The sequence below is a fragment of the Actinophytocola xinjiangensis genome, from assembly GCF_001921215.1.
GTDB lineage: Bacteria > Actinomycetota > Actinomycetes > Mycobacteriales > Pseudonocardiaceae > Actinophytocola > Actinophytocola xinjiangensis.
This window is the reverse complement of record NZ_MSIF01000006.1, coordinates 175,199-199,521: the sequence shown is the minus strand read 5'-3', so window position 1 is coordinate 199,521 and position 24,323 is coordinate 175,199. Positions and strand designations below refer to the sequence as shown.

The 24,323-nt window shown below is 69.8% G+C and carries 26 protein-coding genes; 10 read left to right on the top strand and 16 right to left on the bottom strand.

All coding sequences use genetic code 11. The annotated features are described in order from the left end of the window. Window positions 1–162: 162 nt before the first annotated feature. The 3 genes from BLA60_RS15455 to BLA60_RS15440 all read right to left on the bottom strand — a co-directional run bounded on the left by BLA60_RS15455 (window position 163) and on the right by BLA60_RS15440 (window position 3,856). Window positions 163–846, bottom strand: coding sequence for a response regulator (locus tag BLA60_RS15455; protein WP_075133564.1), 684 nt, complete (start codon window positions 844–846; stop codon window positions 163–165). Then, window positions 843–2,027, bottom strand: a complete 1,185-nt coding sequence (locus BLA60_RS15450) for a sensor histidine kinase (protein WP_245812000.1) — start codon at window positions 2,025–2,027, stop codon at window positions 843–845. The genes BLA60_RS15455 and BLA60_RS15450 overlap by 4 nt, the downstream gene beginning before the upstream one ends. 275 nt (window positions 2,028–2,302) lie before the next feature. After that, entirely contained in the window at window positions 2,303–3,856 is a 1,554-nt protein-coding gene (locus tag BLA60_RS15440; RefSeq protein WP_075133561.1) for an alpha/beta hydrolase, read from the bottom strand. 256 nt (window positions 3,857–4,112) lie between these two features. Here BLA60_RS15440 and BLA60_RS15435 point away from each other — a divergent pair, with 256 nt between their 5' ends. Continuing rightward, window positions 4,113–5,417: an RCC1-like domain-containing protein gene (locus tag BLA60_RS15435; protein ID WP_075133560.1), complete on the top strand. Its 1,305-nt coding sequence runs from the start codon at window positions 4,113–4,115 to the stop codon at window positions 5,415–5,417. Between the two features lie 372 nt (window positions 5,418–5,789). Here the strand turns inward: BLA60_RS15435 and BLA60_RS15425 are convergent, their stop codons facing one another. Continuing rightward, window positions 5,790–6,467 carry a VOC family protein gene (locus BLA60_RS15425; RefSeq protein ID WP_075133558.1) on the bottom strand — a complete coding sequence of 226 codons (678 nt, stop codon included), beginning with the start codon at window positions 6,465–6,467 and terminating at the stop codon, window positions 5,790–5,792. 112 nt (window positions 6,468–6,579) lie between these two features. On the opposite strand from BLA60_RS15425, the gene BLA60_RS15420 reads away from it, so the two are divergent. Both BLA60_RS15420 and BLA60_RS15415 read left to right on the top strand, forming a co-directional pair. After that, window positions 6,580–8,022 (top strand): choice-of-anchor M domain-containing protein, encoded by a 1,443-nt coding sequence (locus BLA60_RS15420; RefSeq protein ID WP_075133557.1) that lies wholly within the window; start codon window positions 6,580–6,582, stop codon window positions 8,020–8,022. Next, window positions 8,019–9,650: a choice-of-anchor M domain-containing protein gene (locus tag BLA60_RS15415; protein WP_075133556.1), complete on the top strand. Its 1,632-nt coding sequence runs from the start codon at window positions 8,019–8,021 to the stop codon at window positions 9,648–9,650. The genes BLA60_RS15420 and BLA60_RS15415 overlap by 4 nt, the downstream gene beginning before the upstream one ends. Before the next feature lie 498 nt (window positions 9,651–10,148). Here BLA60_RS15415 and rpsR read toward each other — a convergent pair whose 3' ends face one another. Genes rpsR through rpmB form a run of 4 tightly spaced genes read right to left on the bottom strand, consistent with a single transcriptional unit; the run spans window position 10,149 to window position 11,098 of the window. After that, window positions 10,149–10,397, bottom strand: coding sequence for a 30S ribosomal protein S18 (gene rpsR / locus BLA60_RS15410; RefSeq protein WP_154814369.1), 249 nt, complete (start codon window positions 10,395–10,397; stop codon window positions 10,149–10,151). Beyond that, window positions 10,394–10,699, bottom strand: a complete 306-nt coding sequence (gene rpsN / locus BLA60_RS15405; RefSeq protein ID WP_075133555.1) for a 30S ribosomal protein S14 — start codon at window positions 10,697–10,699, stop codon at window positions 10,394–10,396. The genes rpsR and rpsN overlap by 4 nt, the downstream gene beginning before the upstream one ends. Further along, window positions 10,699–10,896: a 50S ribosomal protein L33 gene (rpmG, locus tag BLA60_RS15400; protein ID WP_342744746.1), complete on the bottom strand. Its 198-nt coding sequence runs from the start codon at window positions 10,894–10,896 to the stop codon at window positions 10,699–10,701. The genes rpsN and rpmG overlap by 1 nt, the downstream gene beginning before the upstream one ends. Continuing rightward, window positions 10,862–11,098 (bottom strand): 50S ribosomal protein L28, encoded by a 237-nt coding sequence (gene rpmB / locus BLA60_RS15395; RefSeq protein ID WP_075133553.1) that lies wholly within the window; start codon window positions 11,096–11,098, stop codon window positions 10,862–10,864. The genes rpmG and rpmB overlap by 35 nt, the downstream gene beginning before the upstream one ends. A gap of 106 nt (window positions 11,099–11,204) precedes the next feature. Here rpmB and mrf point away from each other — a divergent pair, with 106 nt between their 5' ends. The 4 genes from mrf to ykgO are packed head-to-tail and all read left to right on the top strand — an operon-like array spanning window position 11,205 to window position 12,989. After that, window positions 11,205–12,425 (top strand): ribosome hibernation factor-recruiting GTPase MRF, encoded by a 1,221-nt coding sequence (gene mrf, locus BLA60_RS15390; protein WP_075133552.1) that lies wholly within the window; start codon window positions 11,205–11,207, stop codon window positions 12,423–12,425. After that, the gene (locus tag BLA60_RS15385) at window positions 12,422–12,688 is read left to right on the top strand and encodes a type B 50S ribosomal protein L31 (RefSeq protein ID WP_075133551.1); all 267 of its coding nucleotides are present in this window, start codon (window positions 12,422–12,424) and stop codon (window positions 12,686–12,688) included. Before mrf ends, BLA60_RS15385 begins: the two co-directional genes overlap by 4 nt. Continuing rightward, complete coding sequence (gene rpmF / locus BLA60_RS15380; protein WP_075133550.1) at window positions 12,688–12,870, top strand: 50S ribosomal protein L32; 183 nt, start codon at window positions 12,688–12,690, stop codon at window positions 12,868–12,870. The genes BLA60_RS15385 and rpmF overlap by 1 nt, the downstream gene beginning before the upstream one ends. Beyond that, window positions 12,867–12,989, top strand: a complete 123-nt coding sequence (gene ykgO / locus BLA60_RS15375; protein WP_075133549.1) for a type B 50S ribosomal protein L36 — start codon at window positions 12,867–12,869, stop codon at window positions 12,987–12,989. Before rpmF ends, ykgO begins: the two co-directional genes overlap by 4 nt. 56 nt (window positions 12,990–13,045) lie before the next feature. Here the strand turns inward: ykgO and BLA60_RS15370 are convergent, their stop codons facing one another. From BLA60_RS15370 to BLA60_RS15345, 6 genes are all read right to left on the bottom strand, one after another. Next, window positions 13,046–13,945, bottom strand: a complete 900-nt coding sequence (locus tag BLA60_RS15370) for an anchored repeat-type ABC transporter permease subunit (RefSeq protein ID WP_075133548.1) — start codon at window positions 13,943–13,945, stop codon at window positions 13,046–13,048. After that, window positions 13,945–14,688 carry an anchored repeat-type ABC transporter ATP-binding subunit gene (locus BLA60_RS15365; RefSeq protein ID WP_075133547.1) on the bottom strand — a complete coding sequence of 248 codons (744 nt, stop codon included), beginning with the start codon at window positions 14,686–14,688 and terminating at the stop codon, window positions 13,945–13,947. Before BLA60_RS15365 ends, BLA60_RS15370 begins: the two co-directional genes overlap by 1 nt. After that, window positions 14,685–15,614, bottom strand: coding sequence for a choice-of-anchor M domain-containing protein (locus BLA60_RS15360; protein WP_075133546.1), 930 nt, complete (start codon window positions 15,612–15,614; stop codon window positions 14,685–14,687). Before BLA60_RS15360 ends, BLA60_RS15365 begins: the two co-directional genes overlap by 4 nt. A gap of 10 nt (window positions 15,615–15,624) precedes the next feature. Beyond that, window positions 15,625–17,196, bottom strand: a complete 1,572-nt coding sequence (locus BLA60_RS15355; protein ID WP_075133545.1) for an anchored repeat ABC transporter, substrate-binding protein — start codon at window positions 17,194–17,196, stop codon at window positions 15,625–15,627. 121 nt (window positions 17,197–17,317) lie between these two features. Beyond that, window positions 17,318–17,731, bottom strand: a complete 414-nt coding sequence (locus tag BLA60_RS15350) for a Fur family transcriptional regulator (RefSeq protein ID WP_425427061.1) — start codon at window positions 17,729–17,731, stop codon at window positions 17,318–17,320. A 216-nt stretch (window positions 17,732–17,947) separates the two neighbouring features. Further along, window positions 17,948–18,769, bottom strand: a complete 822-nt coding sequence (locus BLA60_RS15345; protein WP_075133544.1) for a class I SAM-dependent methyltransferase — start codon at window positions 18,767–18,769, stop codon at window positions 17,948–17,950. Between the two features lie 141 nt (window positions 18,770–18,910). On the opposite strand from BLA60_RS15345, the gene BLA60_RS15340 reads away from it, so the two are divergent. Continuing rightward, entirely contained in the window at window positions 18,911–19,303 is a 393-nt protein-coding gene (locus tag BLA60_RS15340) for an SCO5389 family protein (protein ID WP_075133543.1), read from the top strand. A gap of 2 nt (window positions 19,304–19,305) precedes the next feature. On the opposite strand, the gene BLA60_RS15335 is transcribed toward BLA60_RS15340, so the two are convergent. Both BLA60_RS15335 and BLA60_RS15330 read right to left on the bottom strand, forming a co-directional pair. Then, complete coding sequence (locus BLA60_RS15335; protein WP_075133542.1) at window positions 19,306–20,325, bottom strand: LLM class flavin-dependent oxidoreductase; 1,020 nt, start codon at window positions 20,323–20,325, stop codon at window positions 19,306–19,308. Continuing rightward, entirely contained in the window at window positions 20,322–21,287 is a 966-nt protein-coding gene (locus BLA60_RS15330; RefSeq protein ID WP_075133541.1) for an ATP-binding protein, read from the bottom strand. Before BLA60_RS15330 ends, BLA60_RS15335 begins: the two co-directional genes overlap by 4 nt. A gap of 405 nt (window positions 21,288–21,692) precedes the next feature. Here BLA60_RS15330 and BLA60_RS15325 point away from each other — a divergent pair, with 405 nt between their 5' ends. Then, window positions 21,693–23,159, top strand: coding sequence for a choice-of-anchor M domain-containing protein (locus tag BLA60_RS15325; RefSeq protein WP_075133540.1), 1,467 nt, complete (start codon window positions 21,693–21,695; stop codon window positions 23,157–23,159). A gap of 64 nt (window positions 23,160–23,223) precedes the next feature. Continuing rightward, window positions 23,224–24,297 (top strand): WxL protein peptidoglycan domain-containing protein, encoded by a 1,074-nt coding sequence (locus BLA60_RS15320; RefSeq protein ID WP_075133539.1) that lies wholly within the window; start codon window positions 23,224–23,226, stop codon window positions 24,295–24,297. Window positions 24,298–24,323 lie beyond the last annotated feature (26 nt).

Below are 24,323 nucleotides of genomic sequence, written 5' to 3'. Positions count from 1 at the left end.
TCACGGTGCCGCGGCCAGGACGTCACCACGGCGTCACCGGTCGCCCAGGGGTATCGACGTTCAAGGGGAAGTACCGGTCGGCGTGTCCAAACATCGCCCCAAGGAGCCGGAACGGTCTCGTGGCCGCTGCTCGGGCAGTGAGCCCGTGCGCGACATGCCGGGTCAGGCCGGTTCGGCGAGGCCGACGCGGTAGGCGAGGACGACCGCCTGCACGCGGTCGCGGAGGTCGAGCTTCGTGAGGATGCGGGACACGTAGGTCTTCACGGTCTCCGTGGTGATGAACAGGGTTGCCGCGATCTCGGCGTTCGACAGGCCGGCCGCCAGCGTGCGCAGAACCTCCAGCTCGCGCGGGGTGAGGGTGCGTTCCACTGCCGCACGTTCGGCGCCGCCCGTCGCAGTGGGGCGCAGGTGTGCCGCGTAGCGGCCGATCAACGTCCTGGTCACGGCCGGGGCCAGCAGGGACTCGCCCTTCGCGATCGTGCGGACGCCGCGCACCAGCTCGGCGGGCTGGGAGTCCTTGAGCAGGAACCCGCTCGCCCCGGCCTTCAGGGCCTCGTACACGTACTCGTCCACGTTGAACGTAGTCACCACCAGGACCTTCACCGGCGCCGTCACACCCGGTCCCGCCAGCTGCCGGGTGGCCTCGATGCCATCCACCACAGGCATGCGGATGTCCATCACCGCGACGTCCGGGTGCAGGCGCTTGGCGGCCTCGACCGCGGCGCGGCCGTCCTCGGCCTCACCGACCACCGTCATGTCGGGCTGTGCCGAGAAGATCGTCGAGTATCCCGCGCGGACCAGTGGCTGGTCCTCGCAGACCAGCACCGTGATTGGGCCGTCGTTCATCCCTCACCCCGCCCCGGAATCCGTGCGTGCACCCGGAACCCGCCGTCCGGCAGGTCGCCGGCGACGAGGTCGCCGTCGAGCATCCGCACCCGTTCACCCAGACCGTGCAAGCCGCGCCCGCCCGACGGCACGACCGTCGTCGCTGTGACCGCGGCACCACTGGTGGTCACCTCGATCTCCACGCGGTCGGCGTGGTGATGCAGGGCGACCGCCGTCGGGTTGCCGGTCGCGTACTTCACCGCGTTCGTCAGCGCCTCCTGCACCACCCGGTACGCGGCCAGCTCCACGTCCACCGCGCGCCGCAGCGGGGTGCCGTGCTCGGTGACTGTCACCGGCTGGCCGGACAGCCGTGCCTGCTCGGCAAGGTCGGTGACCCTACCCAGCGCGGGGGTGCGCGTGGCGGGTGCGGAGTCGCCGGTCGCTTCCAGCACGCCGAGCAGGTGCCTCAGCTCGGTCAGCGCCTGCCGCCCGGTCTCACTGATCGCCGCCATGCCGTCACGCGCCCGGTCCGGCCGGCTGTCCAGCAGGAACTGGGTGGCGTCGGACTGCACGACCATCGCGGTCACGTGGTGGGTCACCACGTCGTGCAACTCCCTGGCGATTCTGGCCCGCTCACCGGCGGTGGCGATCTCGGCCGACAGCCGCCGTCGCTCCGCCTCCTCGTCACGCCACCGGCGTACCACTGTCCCCGCGAGCCAGATCACCACCAGCACGATGAAGAACGTGGCGAAGTCCATCGGCTCGTTCGGCGATCCCCAGGCACGCAACAAGACCGCGAAACCCAGGTAGCTGAGCGTCAGCGCGGTCGCGAGTCCGCGGCGGTGCCTGGTCTGGTGCGCGCCGACCGCGTAGATCGCGAGGTACAGCCCGACGCTGCCGAACGTCAGCGGATACGCGAGCGCCTGGTGCACGGCGAAACCGGCGGCGATCACCCCGAGACACAGCGCGGGTTGTCCGCGACGCACCGCGAGCGGAAGACACTGGATGAGCCCCAGTGCCACGGCGATGGCGTCGGTCTCCCGCCGTGGCGCGTCGTTGACCTGCGCCCCGATGTCCGCGAAGAACGGTACAAACGCGAGCACCGCCAGCAGGACCGCGAGCGCGATGTCCTGTGCGGACGCCGGCAGTGCGCGCCACCGGTCAACGGTGACGCGCAGCGGCCGGGTCGCGGTCACGAACACGGCCCGCAGCCTAGCGGTGCGTCGCGATACCATGTCGCCTGGTCAGAACGAGTACGGGTACCGTCAACGCGAAGCTGATGAGGGCCGGCACCAACGAGGCCTCCAGCCCGAATCCGCCGCCCGTGAGGACAGCGGGCCCGGACATCTCCGTGACGAACAGCCCGTCAGCGGTGTGCCCGAACACCGGCCCGGCCGACACCAGCCGACCCTTGTGACCCCGGCGGCCAGCCACCTCGAGGGGATGCCTGCTGATCCTGGCGAGCCTCGTCATGTCATCACGTGACGTCGGTGCACTCGATGTCGTCGCCGGGCAGGTCGCCGCCAGTCAGGAACTCGACGGTCGCCTCGTCCGCGCACGCCGAACCCGCGCCGAAGACGTAGTGGCCGCCGTTGTCGACCCCGACGAGCGTAGCGCGGTCGCCGAGCGCCTCCCGCAGCGCGACCCCGGACTCCCATGAGGTGGCGTGGTCGCGATGGTTCTGCAGGACCATGACGTTGTGCGGGCCCTCGTCGTTCGCGGTGACCGGGTCCTCGACCGGCTCCGGCCAGAACGCGCACGGCCAGATGTTCCTCGGCATGCCCGCGGTGAGCGGCCACTCCTCGCGATCCTGCCTGACCCGGGCCGCATAGTCGGCGACGTCGTGGGACCACGTGGCGTCGCCGCATGTCAGCGCGAGGAACATGGTCGCCTGGTTGTCCGCGGGCACGCCCGGCACGGCCGGCGCCCCGGCGAAGACCTGCTTGATGACATCGGCGTCGGCCGCGGTGAGCGTGCCGTCGACGATGTTCGTGGCGGTCTTCCAGACCTGCGCGAGCACGGGCAGCGTCTCGTTGTCGAGCAGCAGGGCGTAGGTGACGTTGCGCAGCATCGCGCCGTTCAGGGACACCTGCGTGCCCGGCACCGGCGCGGGCTCACGGTCGAGCCGTTCCGCGAGCGCGAGGTAGGCGTCGGCGACCTCGTCCGGGGTGCTCCCGAGAACTCCCTGGGCCGCGGCGACCTTCGCCGCGTCCGGGAAACGGTCGGCCAGGCCCTTGCTCCAGCGCGCCGCCTCCCCGGCCCAGACGTTGCCCGGGTCGACGTTGCCCTCCAGCACGATGCGGTCGGTCCGGTCTGGGTGGAGCGTGCTGTACACGGCGCCAAGGTAGGTGCCGTACGACTGGCCCCAGTAGGAGATCTTCTCCTCGCCAAGTTCTTCGCGGATCAGGTCCAGGTCGCGGGCGGTGTTGGCGGTGGTGAAGTACCGCAGGTCGTCGCCGATCGTGTCGGCGCACTGCCCGGCCGTCGCCCGGGCGACCGCGACGTTGGCGTCGATCGAGCCATCGGCCGCGGGGTAGGGGAAGAGCCCGGCCGGGTCGGTCACCTCGAGCCCGCAACTCTGTGGCGTGCTGTGCCCGACCCCGCGCGGGTCGAAGCCGACCAGGTCGTAGCTGTCCACGACGGACTCCGGAAGCTCGGCGGCCCACTGGCCGGGAGTGTCGAGACCCGGCAGGGCGGGCCCACCGGGGTTCACCACCAGCACCCCGCGCCGGTCGCCGGTGGCGGCCAGTTTGGACACCACCACGTCGATCTTCCTACCGTCCGGGTCCGTGTGGTTCAGCGGCACCTCGACCGCCGTACAGGTCAGCCGCGGGTCCCTGGTCACACCCGGTGCCGTGGGCGGGCAGTCACCCCAGGCCAGCGCGGACTTCGTGGCGGTCCCGTTCGCCGCCGCGTTCTCCTCCTCGTAGGCGGCATCGCACGCGGTCACCCCGGCGACCAGCGCCGAGGCCGCCACCGCCATGGCGACCCGGCGCAGCGCCAGTGCCCCCGCACCATTTGTCCTGCCCATGATTGCTCGCCTTCCGTTGTTCCGCAGGGCGTCCGTTCGCCCCTCGACGGCGCAGAAGCTAACGAGGACCGGGGGCCCGGCACGTCCCCTCAAAACGGACAACTGGTGTAGCTCTCACGGGGGATGTGGTCAGCAAGTCCTGCCGGGTGTGGCTGCGTCGAGCAGCAGCCCCTTCTGCCCCGGACGTGACCCGCTCCCGTACAATTCTGTGCGGGGTCCGCTGTCACATGTACACAGGGGACTCCACGTGCGCAGGATGTTGGGAATCGCCGTCGCCTCGGCGGTGGCCATGGTGGTGCTGGCGGTGCCGGCGAACGCGGTCGGCTCGGAGACCTTCGGTTGGGGTCGCAACCTGGCCGGCCAAGCCGGGGACAACACCTGGGTCAACCGTTCGCTACCGTCTCGGACCTGCGCGGTCGGGGCCACTGACTGCACCGCCAACCCGCTGACCGGAGTCAAAGCGTTGGTCAGCGCGCGGTCCTCCAGCTTCGCCCTGCTGTCCGACGGCACGGTCGCTGCCTGGGGCTCCAATGAACGAGGCGCACTGGGCGACGGCACCACGACCACCCGTTACGTACCCGTGCGGGTGTGTGCGGTCGGCGCGACCGACTGCGTCGCGAACCCGCTGACCGGAGTCAAGGCGCTCGCCGGGGGTGAACGGCACGCCCTGGCGTTGCTGGCCAACGGGACGGTGCTGTCCTGGGGAAGCAACAGTTTCGGACAGCTGGGTGACGGCACCAGCACCAGCACGCACCGGGCCATCCCGGCTCCGGTGTGTGCCGTTGGCGCGACCGACTGTGCGGCCAACCCGCTGCGAGGTGTGCGCGCGATCGGTGCGGGGCCCCTGCACAGCCTCGCGGTGCTCGCCAACGGTTCGGTCGTGAGCTGGGGCGACAACGGCTCCGGCGAGCTGGGCGACGGAAGTGGTGCGTGGGTCCAGAAAACCCCGGTCCGGGTCGCTGTGACGGATGTCGTTGCCGTGGCCGCCGGCGCGTCGTTCAGCCTGGCACTTCGGTCGAACGGGACCGTGCTCTCCTGGGGGTTCAACGGCAGCGGACAGCTGGGCGACGGCACCACGACTGGGCGACCCATCCCAGGCCCGGTCTGCGCCCCCGGCGCGACCGACTGCGCGGCCAACCCGCTCACCGGTGTCACATCGATCGCTGCGGCACACACCGGTTCCCACGTCATCGCGGTGCGTGCCAACGGCATTCCACTGATGTGGGGGTTCAACGGCAACGGGGAACTCGGCGACGGCACCACCAACGACCGCCATCTTCCTGGCCCGGTCTGTGCGGTTGGTGCGACGGACTGTGGCGCCCAGCCGCTCACTGGCATCACTGCGGTTGCCGCCGGCAACCAGTTCACGCTTGCCCGAACGGCGGTCGGCACCATGCTGAGCTGGGGCGCCAACTTCGACGGTATGCTCGGCATCGGCACCACCGGCCCCAAGGAGCTCACCCCGTCACAGGTCCTCAGCCCTGACGGGTCCGGCCCTCTCACCAGGGTCACCCTCATCAGCGCCGGGTACTGGAACAGCCTTGCCGCCCGCTCGGCTTGACGAACTGCGTTCAAGCTCATCGAGCCCGCCTAACACTCATCCGACACAACCTGATCCACAAATGTGGACAATTGCTCGAGACGTCGTACGACCGGCAGGTGAGCCCACAGGAATGCGAGAGGGAACAGCGGGAGCGCTGTTCCCGCCGCGAGGACGAGCAGCACGATGCCGCCGTGGAGTGCGTTGCCGCCGAGCGGCGAGTTGAGGACGGCGCCGAGGAGCGGGCCGGCGCACACGCCTGCGAGGCCGTAGATCGTGCCGAGCGTCGACCACGTCCACGACGGTCACCGGCACGCCGCGCACGACGGCCACTACGACGGCCACTACGACGACCACTGACGATCGCCACGGTCCCTCACCGGCGCCGCCGGGTCACCGGATCGTCGGTGGCAGGCCGATCGCCTTCGGTTCCGCACCATCGCGGTGCAGCCACACCCGAAGCGGGCCGGCGTTCCCGGATTCGACCCGGACGCCGGCCGGTTCTCCGCCGCACCAGCCGAGGATCGCGTCGTCCGGTGCGGACACGTCCAGTCCGAGCCACCCCGCGTTCGGTTTCCTGCCGTGGTCGTCGGCCAACGTCGGGGGCATGTGTGGCGCGTTCGTCCAGTGGATGAACATCGGCAGCCATGGCCGGTCGAACGCGGCCCCGAACGCCCCCATCAGGTAGGGCGCGTTGTTGGGCGGTTCAGCTGGTACAGCAACCACCGGGTAGCCGGCCCGTTCGCTCGCCGCGCGCAGCGCGTCCTCGGTCCCGTAACGGACCACCCAAGCCACTGGGGCCAGCGTGGTGCCCGGATTCGCCGCCAGAGCCTTCCGCTGCAGGCTGGCGTAGGGTGGCGCGCCCTCGGCGACCGGGCTGCCGTCGGGATAGTGGATCTCCAGCAGCTGTGACCCGATGGCCACCACCACGTTCGACAGCCCGGCGCCAGGGATGACGCGGCCGCTGCCCGCCGTGAGTCCCAGCTCGGCGAGCTGTTCGTCGATGTCCTCGTGTCGGCGCGCGGCGAGGACGACATGGTCGAGTACCGGCTCGGACGGGTGTTCCCGCATCGGGTGATTCCTCTCTCCCGTGGTTCCCGATCGCTATTGAAAACGACAACCGTTAACTCTAAGGTGTGACGGGTCGAGGGACAGCAATGTGTGTGAACTTGAGGGGACAGTCTTGAACCTGACCACATCGGTCCGTGTCGCGGCGTCCGTCGCCGCGGTGGTGATGCTGGCGGCGACGGCTCCGGTCGCCGCCGCTCAGGGCGCCGCGGCGCCGGCTCCGCTCGAGCATCCCCTCGACGCCGAGCGGGTCGACGTCGCGGCGATCTCTGTCGACGGCACCACAATCGACCTGCGCGCCGACAACATGCACGGTGAGGAACACGACCCCGCGGCGCTGGTCTACACCACCGAGGTGCGCGAGGACGGGGTCGAGGTCGGCTGGGACACCACGGGCGTCGACGCGGGCACCGTGTTCGGTGACGCCGTGACGTTGCGGATGCGCGCGGTGGACGGTCCCGCCGAGGTCGAGGCCGAGCCGGTGCGTCTGCCCGCGAGGGCGCGGGGCGCGACCACGTGGACCTTCCCCGCGCCCGGCCGGTACACGCTGGCCGTCATGGTCGAGGGGCATCTGCTAACCGGTGAGCCGGTGACGACCAAGGAGCACTACACGGTCGCCGTGCGCGATGGCATGACCGATCCGCCGGAGATGACCACGCCGGAGATGCCGGAGGAGCCGGAGGAGTTCGTGGCGCCGCCCGTCGGGCGGCGGGCCGCCGAGCCGCTGCTCGCGGCACCGCTCACGGCGCAGGCGCAGCCGACCACTCCGGGCCGGGTCGTGCTGACCGAGGGACACGTGGACGCGGTGGCACCTCGAGTAGTGGACGGGAAGCTGCAGATCCAGGTCAAGGACGGCACCACGGTCGGCCGGTCCGGCGGTCAGGTCCGGTGGCGGGAACCCCGCGACGTGCTGTTCCAGTCAAAGGCGGACATCAGGACGACCCTGCCTGACGACCCGGCTCTCGCGTTCCTCGGCGACGAGGGTGATGAGATCTACCTCTTGCCCCAGCAACAGCAGCCGGGTGTCCTCTGGACGGGTTGGTCCACCGAGGCACTGAGCGCCGCACAGGTCAGCGGTGCGGTCACGTGGCGGCTGACCAAGGTGGACGGACCGGGCGCGTTCGGTATCTTCACCACCGGGTCCTTCGGCGACAGCACGGTGATCTTCAACAGCACCGACGGGCTGCCCGACACCCACTCGGTCCCGTTGGGTACCCATGCGCACGCCAACTGGGGCTTCGCGAAGAAGGGCACCTACCGGCTGACCTTCGACGCGACCGCGAAGCTGGCGAACGGCCAGACGGTCGCCGACACGGAGGTCTACACGTTCGCGGTGGACTCCGCTGCCCGGGGTGGGGGATCACCCGGGGGCGGTGACGACTCCGGCGGCGAGAACGGCGGCGAGAACGGCGGTGGAAACAGCGGCGGTGGTGACGGCGACCTCGCCTACACCGGTGCCACCGGCGTGCTGCCGCTCGCCGCGGGGGGCGTCGCGCTTCTCGTGCTCGGCGGCGGTGTCCTGTTCGTCGGCCGGCGCAGGAAGGCGGGCATCCGATGAGGGCGACCCGCGGTGTCGCCGCTCTCGGTGTGCTCGCCGCCGCCGTCGCGTTACCGCTGGCCGTCGTCGTGCCCGCGACCGCACAGGACAGGGTGGTCGTCGACAACGGCCACGTGGACGCGGTCGCGCCACGCATCGTCGACGGTGCGTTACAGGTGAAGTACAAGGACGGCAGCCAGCCGGACGCGGCCGTGTACCGGGAGCCGGACACGGTGGTCACGCACGTCAAACCCGAGTCGGTCATCCAGGTGCCCGACGATCCCGCGTACGCCTTCCTCGGCGATTCGGGCGCGGACCTGTGGATCATTCCGCAGCAGCAGGTGGAGGGCGTCGTCTGGGCTGGCTGGAACACCGAGGAGCTGACCGCCGCCCAGGTGGATCCGTCCTCGGTGCGCTGGACCCTGGAAGCGATCGGCGGTGATGAACAGGGCTCGGCCGCTCCCGGCGCCATGACGATCTTCCAGAACGGCTCGTTCGGTGAGCCGCTGCCCCGGGTGTTCGACACCCACCAGCCGCTGCCACAGAGCTATGACCTCACCCTCGGTACGCATGCCCACGCGAACTGGACATTCGACGCGCAGGGTGTGTACCGGATGCGGTTCACCGTCACCGCGACCTCAGTCACCGGGAGGCCGCTGTCCGACACCGAGACCTACACGTTCGCGATCGGCGACCTCGACCCCACGACCGTCGAACCCGGTGAGGGCTCTGAACCGCCCACCACCACCACGACCACAACGACCACGACCACCACAACCACCACGGCCACAACGACCACCACCACAGCCGGTGACCCGACCACCACCACGAGCACCCCGGCGCGGGACTGCGTGGTGCTCGACGACGGGCACGTCGACGCCGTCGCGCCACGCGTGCTCGACGGCACGCTCACCACCCAGGTCAAGGACGGCACCGCGGGCCCGGACAAGGTCGTGTGGCGCGACCCGGACAAGGTCGTGCTGCACGTGGTCCCCGGCGCGAAGAACACCGTGCCCGACAACCCCGACTACGCGTTCCTCGGCACACCAGGCGATCCGGTGTGGCTGATTCCGCAGACGCAGGTCCCAGGGGTCGTGTGGGCCGGGTGGAACACCGAGGAACTGAACGCCTCCACCGTCGACGGGAACGTCACCTGGCGACTGACCGAAGTGGTCGGTCCGGGCCATGTCGCCGTGTTCCTCACCGAGCTGAGCCCGGTGATCGTCTTCAACGTCGCCGACGGGCTCCCCGACACGCTCGAGGTCCCGCTCGGTACGCACGCCCATGCCAACTGGGGGTTCGCGGCTGAGGGCATCTACCGTCTCACCTTCACCGTGACCGCCACTCTCACCTCCGGTGAGACGCAGACCGACACCGACACCTACACGTTCGCCGTCGGCGACGTGAACGCGTCGGGTGCCCTCGGGGGCACGTGCACCGGTGGTGGCGGCGGAAACACCGACACCTCCACCCCGTCCGCGCCCGCGCCGACCGGCGATGACGACGACCCCGGTCCCCAGGGCAACAACGACGACCTCGCCTACACCGGCGCGGGCGCCCTCGGCTACCTCGTGCCGAGCGGCGTGCTGCTGCTCGCCGGGGGAGCCGCACTGATGGTGCTGGTCCGCCGCCGTGGCCGGTCGGCGTGATCCCGGTCCACGACTTCGCCGCGCTCGCCGTGTACCTGCGGAGCAACCGTGACTACGCGGCCCCCGGCATCGCCGAGGGCGCCAGGTGCTCGACGCGGGTACCGGCGCGGGCGGCGGGCTCGTCTCGCTCACCGGGAGACAGACCTTCCTGGCAGGGCACTCCCGGCTGGAACGCTTGGTCAAGGCGGCGGCGGAACTACGCTGCGGGACAGTCGGCTGGCCTGCCCCCGGTCGGACCTCCCCGGCTCCGTCGATCCCCGTGCCCGGGTGTTCCTGGAAGGGCGGTGCGGCGTGACTTCCACACCTCGGCCGAGTCACACGGACACGACGCCGGTAGGCCCGAGAAGGACATTGAGGGCGTGGTTGCGTTGCTCGACGCCGGAGAATCCGCGGGTACGTCCTCGATGAGCCGACTGTCCACGCGCTGACCCGTCGATGCTCGTCACCGGCCGTCGCTGACCGCAGCGGTGACGAGAATCGACGGGACCGGCAGGCAGCTCAGCTCCGGGCGCGGCCGGGATAGGGGAGCAGCGCCATCTCCCGCGCGTTCTTGATGGCGGTCGCGACCTGCTTCTGCTGCTGGGGCGTGAGCCCCGTGACGCGGCGGGCGCGGATCTTGCCGCGGTCGGAGATGAACTTCCGCAGCAGCGCGGTGTCCTTCCAGTCCACTGTGGTGATGCCCTCACGTAGGAGCATGTTCTGCTTGCGGCGTGGCGCGCCGCGCTGTGGTTTCGGCACGGTCCTCACCAGCTCGACTTGTTGACGCCGGGCAGCTCGCCGCGGTGGGCCATCTCGCGGAGCCGAATGCGTGACAGGCCGAACGCGCGGTTGTAGGCGCGTGGGCGGCCGTCAACGGCATCACGGTTGCGGATGCGCGTGGCGCTGGCGTCACGGGGCTGGCGCCGCAGCTCCACGCCGGCGGCGGCCCGCTGCTCCTCGGTGGACTTCGGCGAGCGGATGATCTCCTTGAGCTCCGCGCGCCGCTGCGCGTATCGGGCCACGATCTCCTTGCGCTGGTCGTTCTTGGCGATCTTCGATGTCTTCGCCACTACCGATCCTCCCGGAACTCGACGTGCCTGCGTGCTATCGGGTCGAACTTGCGCAGCACGAGCCTGTCCGGGTCGTTGCGGCGGTTCTTGCGGGTGACGTAGGTGTAGCCGGTCCCGGCTGTCGACCGCATCTTGATGATCGGGCGGATGTCGTTGCGGCCATCAGATCTGTTCTCCCCGTGCCCGAATCTCGGCAGTCACGGACTCGATGCCGCGCTTGTCGATGGTCTTCATGCCCTTGACGGAGAGTCGCAGTCGGACCCACCGGTTCTCGCTGGGCAACCAGTAACGCTTGTACTGCAGGTTCGGGTTCCAACGGCGCGAGGTGCGCCGGTGGGAACGCGAGACCTGTTTGCCGAACGACGGTTTGCGTCCCGTCACCTGGCACACGGCCGACATACGATCGACTCCCGGTTAATGAGATTGGTTTTCAACTAGACCCGGGAGACTGTACTGTGTCGTACAGAAAACGACAACCGTTGTCGATTGCGGGGAGTAGATCGTAGTGAGTGACGGCGAGCGCGTCCGTCTTGTGGTGGTGCCGGGTCTGGACCGGCGAGCGACCGAGTTGGTCGGTGACCGGTTGCTGCGCGCCGGTCCCGGAGGCGTGGTGGTGCATCACGACCTGCGCGGGCTCGGTGAGGGCACTGTGCGCAGGCGGGTGCGCACGACCTCGGAGGAGTCGACGGAGATCCTGGAGCTGGATCACGGGTGTGTGTCCTGCACACTGCGCGAGGACGTGCTCCCGCTGCTCGTGCGGCTCGCCGGGCGGCCGGGGACACGGCGGATCGTGCTGCTCCTGGACCCGGCGGTGGAACCCGAGTCGGTGTGCTGGGCACTCGGCACGGTCGCGGTCGGGGAGGTTGCCGTCACTGACGTCCTGGACATCGAGGCGGTGCTTGCCGTACTCGACGAGGGCACCTGGCTCGCCGACGCGACCGGCGAGGCGTGCATGGAGGAACTGGCTGACCGTGGTCTGGACGTCATCCCCGACGACGACCGCACGCTCGCTCAGGTCGCCATCGCGCAGGTCGCGTTCGCCGACGCCGTCCTGGTCACCGGCCGGGCCGACTACGGCTGGGCCGGCGCGCGGCTGGCCGCCGTGCTCGATCGTCTCGTGCCGGGTGTGCCTCGCGCTCCGCTCGGCACGGGAGACGAACTGCTCGGCCTGCTGTCGCGCATCCCCGCCTCGGCGCGCCGGGGTGTGGTGGAGGACGCACACGCACCGCTGCTGCGCGGCGACCCACCGCTCGAGCTCCGACACGGAGTGGCCCTCACCCTGTTCACCGACCGCCGCCCGTTCCACCCCGGCCGCCTGTACGAGGCGATCGACGCCCTGCTGGAGGGAGTCGTGCACACCAGGGGTCGGGCCTGGCTCGCGAGCCAGCCGGATGTGGCGCTGTGGCTGGAGTCCGCGGGCGGCGGGCTACGGGTCGGTCACGCGGGTGGCTGGCTCGCCACCGCCGACGACGAGGCCTGGGATCAGGTCGACGCTCAGCGCAGGGCCAAGGCGGCGCTGGACTGGCATCCGAGGTTCGGTGATCGCGTCCAGGAACTGGCGATCCTGTCCTACGAGGCCGATCCGGACGACATCACCGCGGCGCTGCGTGCCGCGCTGCTCACCGACGCCGAACTCGCCGAGGGCGAGTCCGCGTGGCGTCACTACCCCGACCCCTTCGGGGAATGGCGCGCCGAACCTGTCACCGATCGAAAGGACAGTGCATGAAACCGGGAATCCACCCCGCCTACGGGCCGGTGGTGTTCCGCGACAGCGCGACCGGCAAGGAGTTCCTCACCCGCTCCACCGCCACCTCGGCGGTGACCACCAAGTGGTCCGACGGGAACACCTACCCGCTGATCGTCGTCGACATCACCGCCGACTCGCACCCGTTCTGGACCGGGAAACAGCGCGTGCTCGACAGCGCGGGACAGGTGGAGAAGTTCAACCGCCGCTACGGCCAGCGACGCACCCGAGGGGGTGGCGCCTGATGGCCGTTCCCAAACGCCGCAAGTCCCGCAGCCGCACCAGGAGCCGTCGCGCGCAGTGGCTCGGAAGTGCCACCGCGACACAGTTGGTCGAGGTGACCACTGTGGACGGACGGCGAATCACGGTGCCCGCCTCCGCGGCGAACGCCGCGCGCCGCGGGCTGATCGGGGGAGACCGCCGATGAAGGTGCGCAAGTCGTTGAAGTCATTGAAGAACAAACCCGGCTCGCAGGTCGTGCGTCGCCGGGGCAAGGTCTACGTCATCAACAAGGCGAACCCGAGGTTCAAGGCCCGGCAGGGCTGACCCACACGCCTGCCGGACTGCCGCGACGATGGGGCCCGGCAGACGTGTGGGTTCGGTCAGCCGGCCATGGCGGTGTTGTCCGCCTTCTCCACCGGTCCTCCGGGCGCTGGCCGGAGGCGACGGGCGAGCAGCCCGTGTCGGGGCGCGAGGACCCAGACGGTGAGGAAGGCAACGGTGAGCACGAGTACCACCGTGCCGCCGGTGGGGAAGTCCCAGGACCACGACACGTACAGGCCAACCAGCGCGGAGAGGCCGCCGATGACCGGCGCGAGGAGCATCATCACCGCGAGCCGGTCGGTGAGCAGCCGCGCGGTCGCCGCAGGGGTTACGAGCAGGGCCAACACGAGGATGTTGCCGATGGTCTGCACGGAAATCACCACTGCGAGGGTGACCAGGACGTAGAGCACGATGTCGAGCCAGAACACTCGCAGTCCTTGTGCCCGGGCCATCTCACGATCCAGGGTGATCGCGACGAACTCCTTGTGCAGCGCGAAGACCAATCCCAGCACGAGGATCCCGGTGCCGCCGACGACGTAGAGGTCCTCGTCGGGGATGCCGGTGAGGGAGCCGAACAGGAACTGCTGCAGGGACCCCGCGTAGCCCGGTGCCCGGGAGATGACGACGATGCCGAGCGCGAACGCGGCAACGAAGAAGATGCCGATGACCGAGTCCTCACGTAGTCGGCGGTTCTGGGAGAACACCGCGACGAGGATGGCAGTCGCGATTCCGGCGAGGGTGCCACCAAGGATCAGGTTGCCCGACAGCACGAAGGCGACGGCAAGACCGGGGAACACGGCGTGGGCGACGGCGTCGCCGATGAAGGCCATACCGCGCAACACGACGTAGCAGCCGACCACGCCGCACACGATCGACGACATCATCGCGACCAGCAGCGCTTTGGGCAGGAACGCGAGGTCGGGGTTGACCAGGTCGTGGAGAAAGTCGATGGGGGACATCAGGTCGCCTTCAGGATCTTGAGCAGCGGGCTGTGCTCGCCGATGCCGAACGTATCCATCCACAACTGCTCGTCGCGGAGCTGGTCGGGCGTGCCCGCAGCGATCACCGTGCGGTTGAGCAGCGCGAGCCGGTCGCAGGTGTGCAGTGCCCCGGGCAGGTCGTGGGTGGTGGTCAGCACGGCGTGGGCCTCACGGGCGAGGGAGCGCAGCAGATCGGAGAGCATGTCCTGGGTGGGCATGTCCAGGCCGGTGAACGGTTCGTCGAGCAGTAGCACCGACGGCTGGAGGGCCAGCGCGCGGGCGAGGAGGACCCGCTGGCGTTGCCCGCCGGACAGCTCGCCGACAGGGCGGGAGCGCAGGTCGGTCATCCGTACCCGGTCGATGGCCTCGGCCACGGCGCGCCAGTCGGTGACGCCCGGCCTGCGGAACAGTCCGAGCATGCCGGTGCGTCCGGTCATCACGACGTTCTCCACGGAAATGGGGAAGTCCCACGCGAACTCGTGACGTTGCGGCACGTAGCCGAGCTTCGCCCGTCCCCGGCGTACCGGCCCGTCCGCTACCACGACCTGTCCCGCACGAGGACGCAACAAGCCCATCAGCGTCCGCAGCAGGGTGGTTTTTCCCGCACCGTTCGGCCCGACCAGTCCGACCAGCTCACCCTTGTCCACCGTCAGGTCGACGTCGGTCAGCACCGTTCGACCGCCGAGGTCCACGGTCAGGCCGTGTACCCCCAGCGCGCTCATGGTGTGTCCCTGCTGGCGGCGTGACGTTTCGCGGCCCGGCCGCGAACCACGACGACGACCATCCCGGCTGCGAGGATCAGCGCGACCCCGGCCAGGGCCAGAGTGAGCACGTCCGGGCCGGAGCTCGCTTCTTCGGCCGGGTCACTGGAAGCGCCTGCCCGGGTCGCACCCGCGGGGATTGAGGGGACGGCGTGTTCCTTGGCGGCGAAGGCGCCTTCGGGATCGGTGGCATTCCCGACGGCGAATCGCAGGGCCGCGGTGCCGTTGACGGTGCTGCCGTCGACGAGGTCGGCGGTCGCCTCGACCTGGGCGAGGTAGACGCCGGGTTCGGTGAAGACCCAGTTGGCGTGGGTGTGGGTGTTGACCTCCACCCAGATGTCCTGCCGTTCGCTCTTCGTCGAGTCCCAGAGCACGTCGGCGGCGCCGAAGTTGCCCGCCTGCAGGTACACGAACAACTCGCCGGGCCCGTCGAGGCTGGTGAGGGTGAGTGTGACCCCGCCCTCGATCGTGTCCATCACGTCGGGATCCTGGGTGTTCCACCCCACCCACACCACGTCCGGGTTCTGCACCTGCGGTAACACGTACACGCTCGTGCCGGGTTCGCCGATGAACGAGTAGGAGGGGTCCTCCGGCACCGGCAGTACCGCGGTGTCCGACACCTGGAACACCGTCTGGTCGAGCTCGCGCCACACCGACCGGTCCACGATGGCGCGCGTGTCATCATGCACCATGAGCGTCCACACGCCGTCGACGTACCGGGGGCCGATGTCGACGTGTCCCAGTGACAGCACGGCGCGGTCGGTCGACACCGGTTGGTCGGCGCCGATGGTCTGGTCCAGCTCGTCGCTGGGTGGTTGTGCCAGGGCGGCGGGTGCGAGCAGCGCCGCGAGCAGTGCGGCGCCCGGCAGCGCGAGAGCGCGTCTCATCGATGTCCTTTCAGCGCAGGCAGTCACGCAGTGAGTCCGCGTTGAACCGCATCATCGCCACATAGGTGTTGACGGTGTCGTCGAAGGTGTCGCCGTAGATCGGGCAGACCCGGATGCCCTGTTCCGCGGCCACCTCGGTGAGGGTTGAGGAGCGTGCGGCGAGGTTGGGTTCGAGGAACACCGCGGGCACGCGCAGGTTGCGGATGGTGTCGGTGAGCTTGCGGCGGTCGGCCAGAGAAGGTTCCGTGGCCGGATTGGGAGTGACGAACCCGGCCACGGTCATGTCGTAGGCCTGGGCGAGATAGGCGAACGCGTCGTGTGTGGTCACGAGGTAACGCCGCGACTCCGGGATCTGCGCGGTCCGGTCTCGCACGTAGGTGTCGAGCTCCTCAAGTTCTTCGAGGTAGGCGGTCGTGTTGCGTCGGTATTCCTTGGCGCTCCCGGGATCCCGCTCGATCAGCGTGTCGCGGATGACCTCCACGTAGGACATCGCGTTGTGCACGTCCTGCCACAGATGTGGGTCGATCTCACCGTGCACGTGCTTGCCCAGCACAGCCTGTGCCAGCTGGTAGATCTGGTCACCAGCGTGGCCGAGGAACCCGAACTGCGACGCCGTCGGGACCTCGGCGAGCGCCTTGTTCGGCACCTCGATCACCGCCCGGTCCGCCGGGACGACCTCCTGAGTCGCCTCGCCGCCACCCTCCGGGTCGTAGAGCGCGTACACCTCCTCACGCTCCAGATCGACGGTGAGGTCGGCGTGCCCACGGTCCAGGACGGTGGCACCGTCCACCCCGGACTCGGCGGGCGGTACCCCGACCGCGACGGTGAACGTCGATTCACCCAGTGGGATGGGACGGCTCTGTTGGTCGACCCGCAGGCGGGCGGACAGGGTCAGTTCATAGGTGCCGGGCTCGGTGAACACCCACGACATGTGGGTGTGCGCGTCGGCTGGCAGTGTGGCGGTGTCCTCGCGGTACCCGTCGCCGGCGTCGAACCCGTCACTCGAGTCGAAGTAGACGTCGGTGTCACCGAACGAACCGGTGAGGTAACCGAAGACCGCACCCGGTCCCCGGGCCGCGGTCATGCTCAGTACCACGTCCGACGCGCGGTTCGCCCCGTACCGGGCGCCGTTGCCCCTGGCGCGCAGACCCAGCCAGATCGTGTCCAGGGAGACGTCCTCGACCAGCGGGATGATCTCGGCGGCGTACTTGACCGCGCTCTCGGCCAGCGAGACGTTCGCCGCGTCCACGTCAAGGTTCGCGTCGAGGGTCTTGATGACGTTGTGTTCCTCGAGCATCACGTAGTTGCTGAAGGCGACGTCGGCGTAGACGACGTCACGCACGTCGCGCAGGCTCGGCTCGTAGGAGTGCGGGTCGGCGCCGTCGGGCACCAGGGACGTCACGTTCACCCGATCCCCGCCCACCCGCGATACCAGGTCCCGCAACAGACCGGTCGTGGTCACCACCTGCAGCCGGTTGTCCCGGTCAGTCAACGCGGGTGGCGCCGCGCATCCCGTGATGGCGATCAACACGGCCAGCCACGCGACCGGGGAGCGTCGCCGGGAGTGACGGAGGAAACGCACGACTCGGCAGCCAATCTATGGTGGGACCTTCGCGACAATGATTACCATATGCGATAAGCGCGGATGGCGTCCATGCCGGAATCCGCGGCCGCTGTCGCGGTCGCGGATCGAGTGGGGAAGGTCAGCCCGCGCAGGCGGTGCAGCGGCCGAAGATCTCCAGCGAGTGGCCCACATCGGTGAAGCCGTGCTCGGCGGCGATCTTGTCGGCCCAGCGCTCCACCGTCGGGCCGGTGACCTCGACGGTGCGCCCGCAGTCGCGGCACACGAGATGGTGGTGATGGCCGCGGGAACAGCGGCGGTAGTAGGCCTCGCCGGAGTCGAAGCGCAGGACGTCGATCTCGTCGGCGTCGGCGAGCGACTGGAGGGTCCGGTAGACGGTGGTCAGTCCGACGTCCTCGCCGCGGCTGCGCAGCTCCTCGAACAGGTCCTGGGCGGAACGGAACTCCGCGATCTCCTCGAGCAGGGCCGCGACCGCGGTACGCTGCCGGGTCGACCGCTGTCCGGGAACGGCTGGCCGGGAACGATCACTGCTCAACAGGACTCCATGTGGTGCGGCACCTGGTTCCTGTCGAGAGTAGACCATGTGGGTCGTTGGCCGCCGCGAACGGCGGCCCACGACCGCTCTCATGACTGCGGAGTGAACGTGTGGGTCGCCTGGTCGGACACGGTAATCCCCCGAGGTCAGCGTGCCGCTGACCCGGAAGGTGACGGAGTGGCTCGGGTTCTGCGTCTGGGCAGGATCCACACCGGACTACCTGGCGTGCCGAGGGGAGAGGCCGATGCCGATCAGGGTGGTCCCGTCGAACTCGGTGATCCCCTCGGCGTGGAGCGAGTCAAGGTAGCGCTTGCGCACGTCCTCGACGACGTCGGGTTCGAGGTTGCCGAGGGCGCCCCGGTAGCCAGAGCCGGTGATCACCAGCCACGCCAGGTCCGGGGTGAGGGGCAGCCGCAGTTCGTGGGTGGCCACGTCCACGTCGGTCAGTCCCAGTTCGGTCAGCCAGGCCAGGTAGGTGTCCGCCTTGTTGATCCGGTCGAACAGATGGGGTTCGCGTTCCTGTGGAGGGGCCGCGTCGGTGACGGCCGCCACCGCGTGGCCGAGGCAACGGCCTGCGGCGGCCATCGCGTCCCCACGCCAGATCGTGAACACGACGCGCCCGCCGGGCCGGGTGCGGGAGATCAGGTGCCGGGTGCCCTCGGTCATGTCGGGGAAGAAGAATATGCCGAGTGCGCAGAGGACCGCGTCGTAGCCGGCCGTGTCCCAGGTCGTCACGTCCGCCTGGGTGGCGTGCAGTTGGGGTAGGTCGGAGGACAGCCGTCGCAGCTCACCAACCATCGGGCCGGACAGGTCGACCGCGTCCACCACCCCGTCCGCGCCGACGAGGCCTGCGGCGGGGATTGCGGAGGCGCCCGCGCCGCAGCACGCGTCCATGACCCGGTCACCCGGGCCGAGTTGGGCGGCCGCCGCCGTCGCGGCGCCGATGGGGTCCCACAGGTGGCGCCCGAGGGCGGTGAAGTCGGTGGCGGCGTCGTCGAACGCGCGCCGGGTGTTGTCCTGCCGAGAATCAGCTATCATAATTGAGATGATAATCGTTGTCGCTTGAGGATGGCAGCCGCTGGTCCATACCGGTGATCCTGTGCCAGGGTCCTTGTCGGTGATGACGGCGGGAAGTAGCACTGGAAGCAGTCGTCTGACTGATCGTTGGAGGTCGTTGTCATGTCGCTGGACGTACCCGCGGAGCTTCTGGAGCGCGCCGAGCGGGGCGAGGTCGCCGATGCCGACTTCGTCCTGGTGGTGCGGGACTCCCTGCCGTACGCGTGGAAGGTCATCGACGGAGTGGTGTCCGAACTGCGTGCCGAGGGCGGGGACTTCGCCGACAATGAGATCCCGCCGCCCAGCGAGGCCGATCGCGGCCAGCTGTTGCGGGCGCTGGCCTCGGACGCGATCCGCGGCGGTCTCGAACGCCACTACGGCGTCAAGCTGGCGTTCCAGAACTGCCACCGGGTCGCGGCGTTCACGCCGTCCGCTGTGGACAGTGACCGCTACCGCGCGTTCATCTCGCCGAGGGGGCAACTGCTGAACCAGAGCCCGGAGCTGCGTGACTGCTGAACTCAGCGCAGCAGCGGGAGCACCTCATCGCCGAGGCGGGCGATGTTGTCCATGGTCGCCTGGTGGTCGCCGCGTGCCTCGACCATGAGGACGACGTGGCGGATGCCGGTACGGTCCGCGCTGTCGCGGATCCGTCGCGCACAGTCGGCCGGGCTGCCCAGCGCGTGCAGTTCGGCGAGAAAGTCGGTGTAGGGCACCGGGTCGCGGCGTGGCCGGGGCCTACCGTCGATCGGCACGTACCCGGCCAGCCCCTCGGTGAGCCAGCCGGGCATCGCGGCCCGGACCTGTGCGCGTGCCTGGTCACGGTCGTCAGCGACCTGCGCGAGCATCGCGGACACGTGCCGGACGGACGCCGGGTCGTGGCCCGCCTCGCGTGCCGTGGCGTCGTACCTCGCCACCATGGCGGCCTTCTCGTCGTCGGTCATGTGCAGGCCGAGCAGCATCGGCAGCCCGCGTGCCGCGGCCAGCCGCGCCGTCGGCTCGGACGTGGCCGCGACGACCACCGGTGGCCTCGGCCGGGTCAACGGCCGGGGCACCATCGGCACCTCGCGGAACGCGAAGTGGTCGCCGTCGGCGGCGACCGTCGGTTCCGTCAGGCCGCGCAGCAACAGGTCCAGACCCTCGGCGAAGCCGTGTTCGTAGCGGGCGAGCCCGGTATCCAGCACTTCGAGGTCCACCCAGGGGCCACCGCGCCCGACACCGAGTGACAGGCGGCCGTCGGCGAGGTGGTCGAGAAGTGCGACCTGCTCGGCGAGTGCCACCGGGTGTGTGGTCGACAGCACGCTGACGGCCGTGCCCAGCCCGATACGCGAGGTCGCCCCGAGTGCGTGCGCGGCGAACGTGATCGCGGAGGGGCAGGTGCCGTAGGACATGAAGTGATGCTCGGCGATCCACGCGTCGTCGAACCCGGCGGCCTCGGCGCGCACCACCGCGTCCCGCGCGCGTCGCAGCGCGGTGCCGTCGTCTTGGCCGGGGAACCGGCCGGCCAGCAGAAAAACCCCGACCCGGAGGCCGGTCGTCACTTGATGTTCGCCCGCACGGGCGGGCGCGGCACGAAGCCGGGCTCGACCTGGAGCGCCAGGTCCTCACCGACGCGCTCGTTGGCCCACGCACGCGCGTTGTGGAGGTGGAACGTGACGGCCTGCGCCTGGTAGCTGGCCCAGTCGCGGGTGATGGCGTCCAGCTCGTCCTGGATCGCAGACAGGGCCACGGCGCTGTCGGGTTCCAGTTCGTCGAACGGCCGCACGACACCGCGTTCCGAGGCACGCACGAAATCCGACCGGCGGAACCAGCACAGGAGGTCCTTGCCGAGCTGGCCGCGCAGGAACTCCAGGTCCTCGGCGTCGCAGACCTTGTTGCCCACGACCGCGATCCGCACACCGTGGTCGGACGCGTAGCTCTGGTACTGCCGGTAGACGCCCACACTGCGCATCGTCGGCTCGCACACCAGCACGGTGAGGTCGAACCGGGTGAACAGCCCGGACGCGAACGAGTCCGCGCCCGCGGTCATGTCCATGACGACGTACTCACCTCGGTCGTCGACGAGGTGGTTGAGCAGCAGTTCGGCAGCGCCGATCTTGGAGTGGTAGCAGGCGACGCCGAGGTCCTCCTCGGTGAACGGCCCGGTGACAGCGAGCCGGGTCCCGCAAACTTCGCGCACGCACGCCGCGTAGACGGGGTTGTCCCCGGTCACGGTCAGCAGCCGTGACCCGGTGCCAGGCGGGGTCGTCTTCACCATGGCGGCGGCTGAGCTGATCCGGGGGTTGTCTCCCCGCAGGTAGTCCTTGATCAGCGGCAGGTGGGCGCTGAGTGTCGGCAGCGCGTCGGCTTGCTCCGGGGTGGCGCCCAGCGCGGTGGCCAGGTGCTGGTTGATGTCGGCGTCGATGGCCAGCACGGGCAGGCCGCGGGCGACGAGGTGCCGGACGAACAGCGAGGACAACGTGGTCTTGCCGCTGCCCCCCTTGCCGACGAAGGCGATCTTCACTGTCGGGAGCTCCAGGGATAAAAGGAATGACATCCATGTTCAGGTGTTCTGAGGGTACCGGGCCGGGGAAGTCCTCGGCCAAGCGGACTCCAGCGAGTCCCCAGCACCCTTTCGTGCGCAGCACCGCCCCTGGCCGGACGAGTGGCCGTGTCGGCGCCAAACAACCGCTGCCTGGCGGACCTCGGCACCGCGAGGCGTGAGATGTCACCTTCACTCTATTGATAACGATATTCATGTCCGGTTAGGGTATGGGTGCGGCGGCGGCGCGGGGACCAGCTCGCTGTGTGGATCACACGCGTAGCTGTGACGTGGATGTGCGTACCTCCGGTCGACCGGCAGGGCGCCACCTGCCCGCACACGGCGTCGCATCCGGTGGCCACGGAGGACAATCAGAGAGAGGAACGGATGTTACGCACACGAGCGAGACCCTGGCTTGTCGTCGCGACGGCGGTGGCACTCGTCACCACCGGTGCCGCGACGACGGCGATGGCCGAGGACCAGCTGGTCCTCGATCACGGCCACATCGACGCCTTCACCCTGACGTGGACCGACAACAAGCTGGACCTCCAATTGCAGGAGGACGTGACCGGTAGTCACGTCCTCCATGCGCCGGAGGACGTGCTGCTGAAGGTGAAACCGGAGGCGGCGTTCGAATTGCCCGACCCGGTGCCGCCCGCGCTCAGCTTCCTCGGCGAGCCGGGCGAGGTCATCCACCACCTCCCGCAGACCCAGGACCCGAACCTGATCTGGCCGGGGTGGAGCACGGAGCGGATCCCGGGTGGCGTGTTCACCAACCCGCTGCGCATCGACATCACTGAGGTGACTGGGCCAGGTAACGTCTTCCTGTGGCAGACCGGCGCGGTGGGCAACCCGATCTCTGTGCTGAACGGTGGCGGCTACCAGCTGCCGGGCACGATCTCGCCGAACGTCGGCGTGCACGCGCACGCGGAGTGGGCCTTCTCCGAGCAGGGCGCCTACACGTTCACCGTCGTGGCGAGCGGGACCCTGGCCGGTGGCGGCACGGCGACCTCCGTCGAGCGGGCCTACACCTTCCAGGTCGGCGACGTGGGCGAGGAGTCGCCGACGACGTCGTTGAGTGTGACAGGGTTGGCGGATCACTATCATTCGGGTGATGTGGTGACGTTGACGGCGGTGCAGGATCCGGTGACGGACCTGGACCACTACCACTGGTTCACGCGTGCGGCGGGAACGACGGAGTGGCAGATCGTGCCGGACGCGGGTGGCGCGCGGTACAGCTTCACCGCGAGCGCCCAGCACGACGGGCTCGCTGTCATCGCGCGGCTTTACGACCACGACCACAACGTGGTCGCGGAGTCCGAGCCGGTGACCGTGGTGGTTGACGACCACGGCGAGGAGCCGCCGCCGGCGGCCAGCCAGGAGATCGAGGCGACCCTGGCCGAGAACGCCGGCGCGCTGGTCATCAGCGTGGACCCGGACGACTGGCGGGTGCTGATGAGCGATCTCGAGCTCGGCACCTCCGGTGACCGGTGGGTCTCCAGCGGTGACCTGCGGCCGGTGATGGTGACCGACACGCGGTCTGCCGCTCCGGGGTGGACGGTGTCTGCCCAGGTCGGCGACTTCACCGCGGGCGCGGAGACGTTGCGGGGCGGCAGTCTCGGCTGGACCCCCGTGGTCGCCCAGCAGGCGGAAGGCGCCGGGGTGGTGGCGGGGCCGTCCGTCCCGTCCGGGTTCAGCGGCGGTGACGGCCTGTCGGCCGTGAGTGTGCTCGCGTCGGCGGAGCCGGGTACAGGGTTCGGCTCAAGCGAACTCGGTGCGGGCCTCGTCATCGAGGCGCCGACCACGCTGCGGCCGGGCACCTACACCGCGACGATCACGTTCACGGTGATCTGATCGAGTCCACTGTGGCCGGATGCTTCCGGCCACAGTGGATATCGGCCGCACGGATCGGAGACCGATGCCCACGCTTCTGCGCGCCACCGCGCTTGCCCTGCTCGCCACGGTCCTTTCCGCCGGGCCCGTCACGGCGCAGCCCGCCGACGAGGCCCCCGTGGTCTGGGGTGTGGTCCCGGCGGGCGAGAACGGCCGCGGCGCGTTCACCTACACACTCGACCCTGGTGCGGAGATCACCGATGCGGTCAGTGTCGTCAACTACACCGAGAAAATCCTGACACTGCGCGTGTACGCGAGTGACGCCGTGCGCAGCACCGACGGTGGGTTCGACCTGCTGCCCTCGGCCGGGAAACCGTCCGACGTCGGCGCGTGGACGCGGGTCGAGGCCGTGACCGTGACCGTGTCCCCCCGGTCCAGAGTGGACGTCCCGTTCACGGTCACGGTGCCCGCGAACGCCACCCCCGGCGACCACGCGGGCGGCATCGTCGCGAGCCTGCTCGCGAACGGTGAGGACGGCGTCGCCGTGGACCGCCGGGTGGGTGCACGGATCTACGCACGGGTCACCGGCACACTGAACCCCTCGCTGACCGTCGTGGACCTGCGGGCCACCTTCGACGGCTCCCCGCTCGGCGTGCCCGGTGATGTCCGGCTGGACTACGTTGTGCGCAACGACGGGAACCTCCGTCTCGCGGGCCGTCTCTCGGCGCGGGTCACCGGCCTGTTCGGCTGGGGTGAACGGGTCGTGACCGGCGAACGTCTGACGGAGCTGAAACCCGGCGACTCCATCCGGGCCAATACGACCGTCCCCGGCGCGTGGCAGCTCGGCTGGCTGACCGCCGAGGTCACCGTCACGCTGGAGGCGTCCGGCGGCCAGGAGCTGACGCCACCCCCGGCGCCTGCCGCTGGGTCGGCGACGCTGTGGGCGGTGCCATGGCTCCCGCTCGTGGTACTGGCGCTCCTCGTCGCCGCGGCGGTGTGGTGGTGGCACCGCCGACGGGGTCGTCGGCGGGAGCGGCCAAGTCCGAAAGCGGCACACTCGCCCGCCCGTGCATCGGCGCGCCGTGCGGACTCCCCTGTGGCCACAGCAGCTGTTCCGCCACGGCCTGGACCGCGATGTCCTGGTACCACCACCGTCTGAACTCGCCGGGTTCTTCCCGTGCCCGG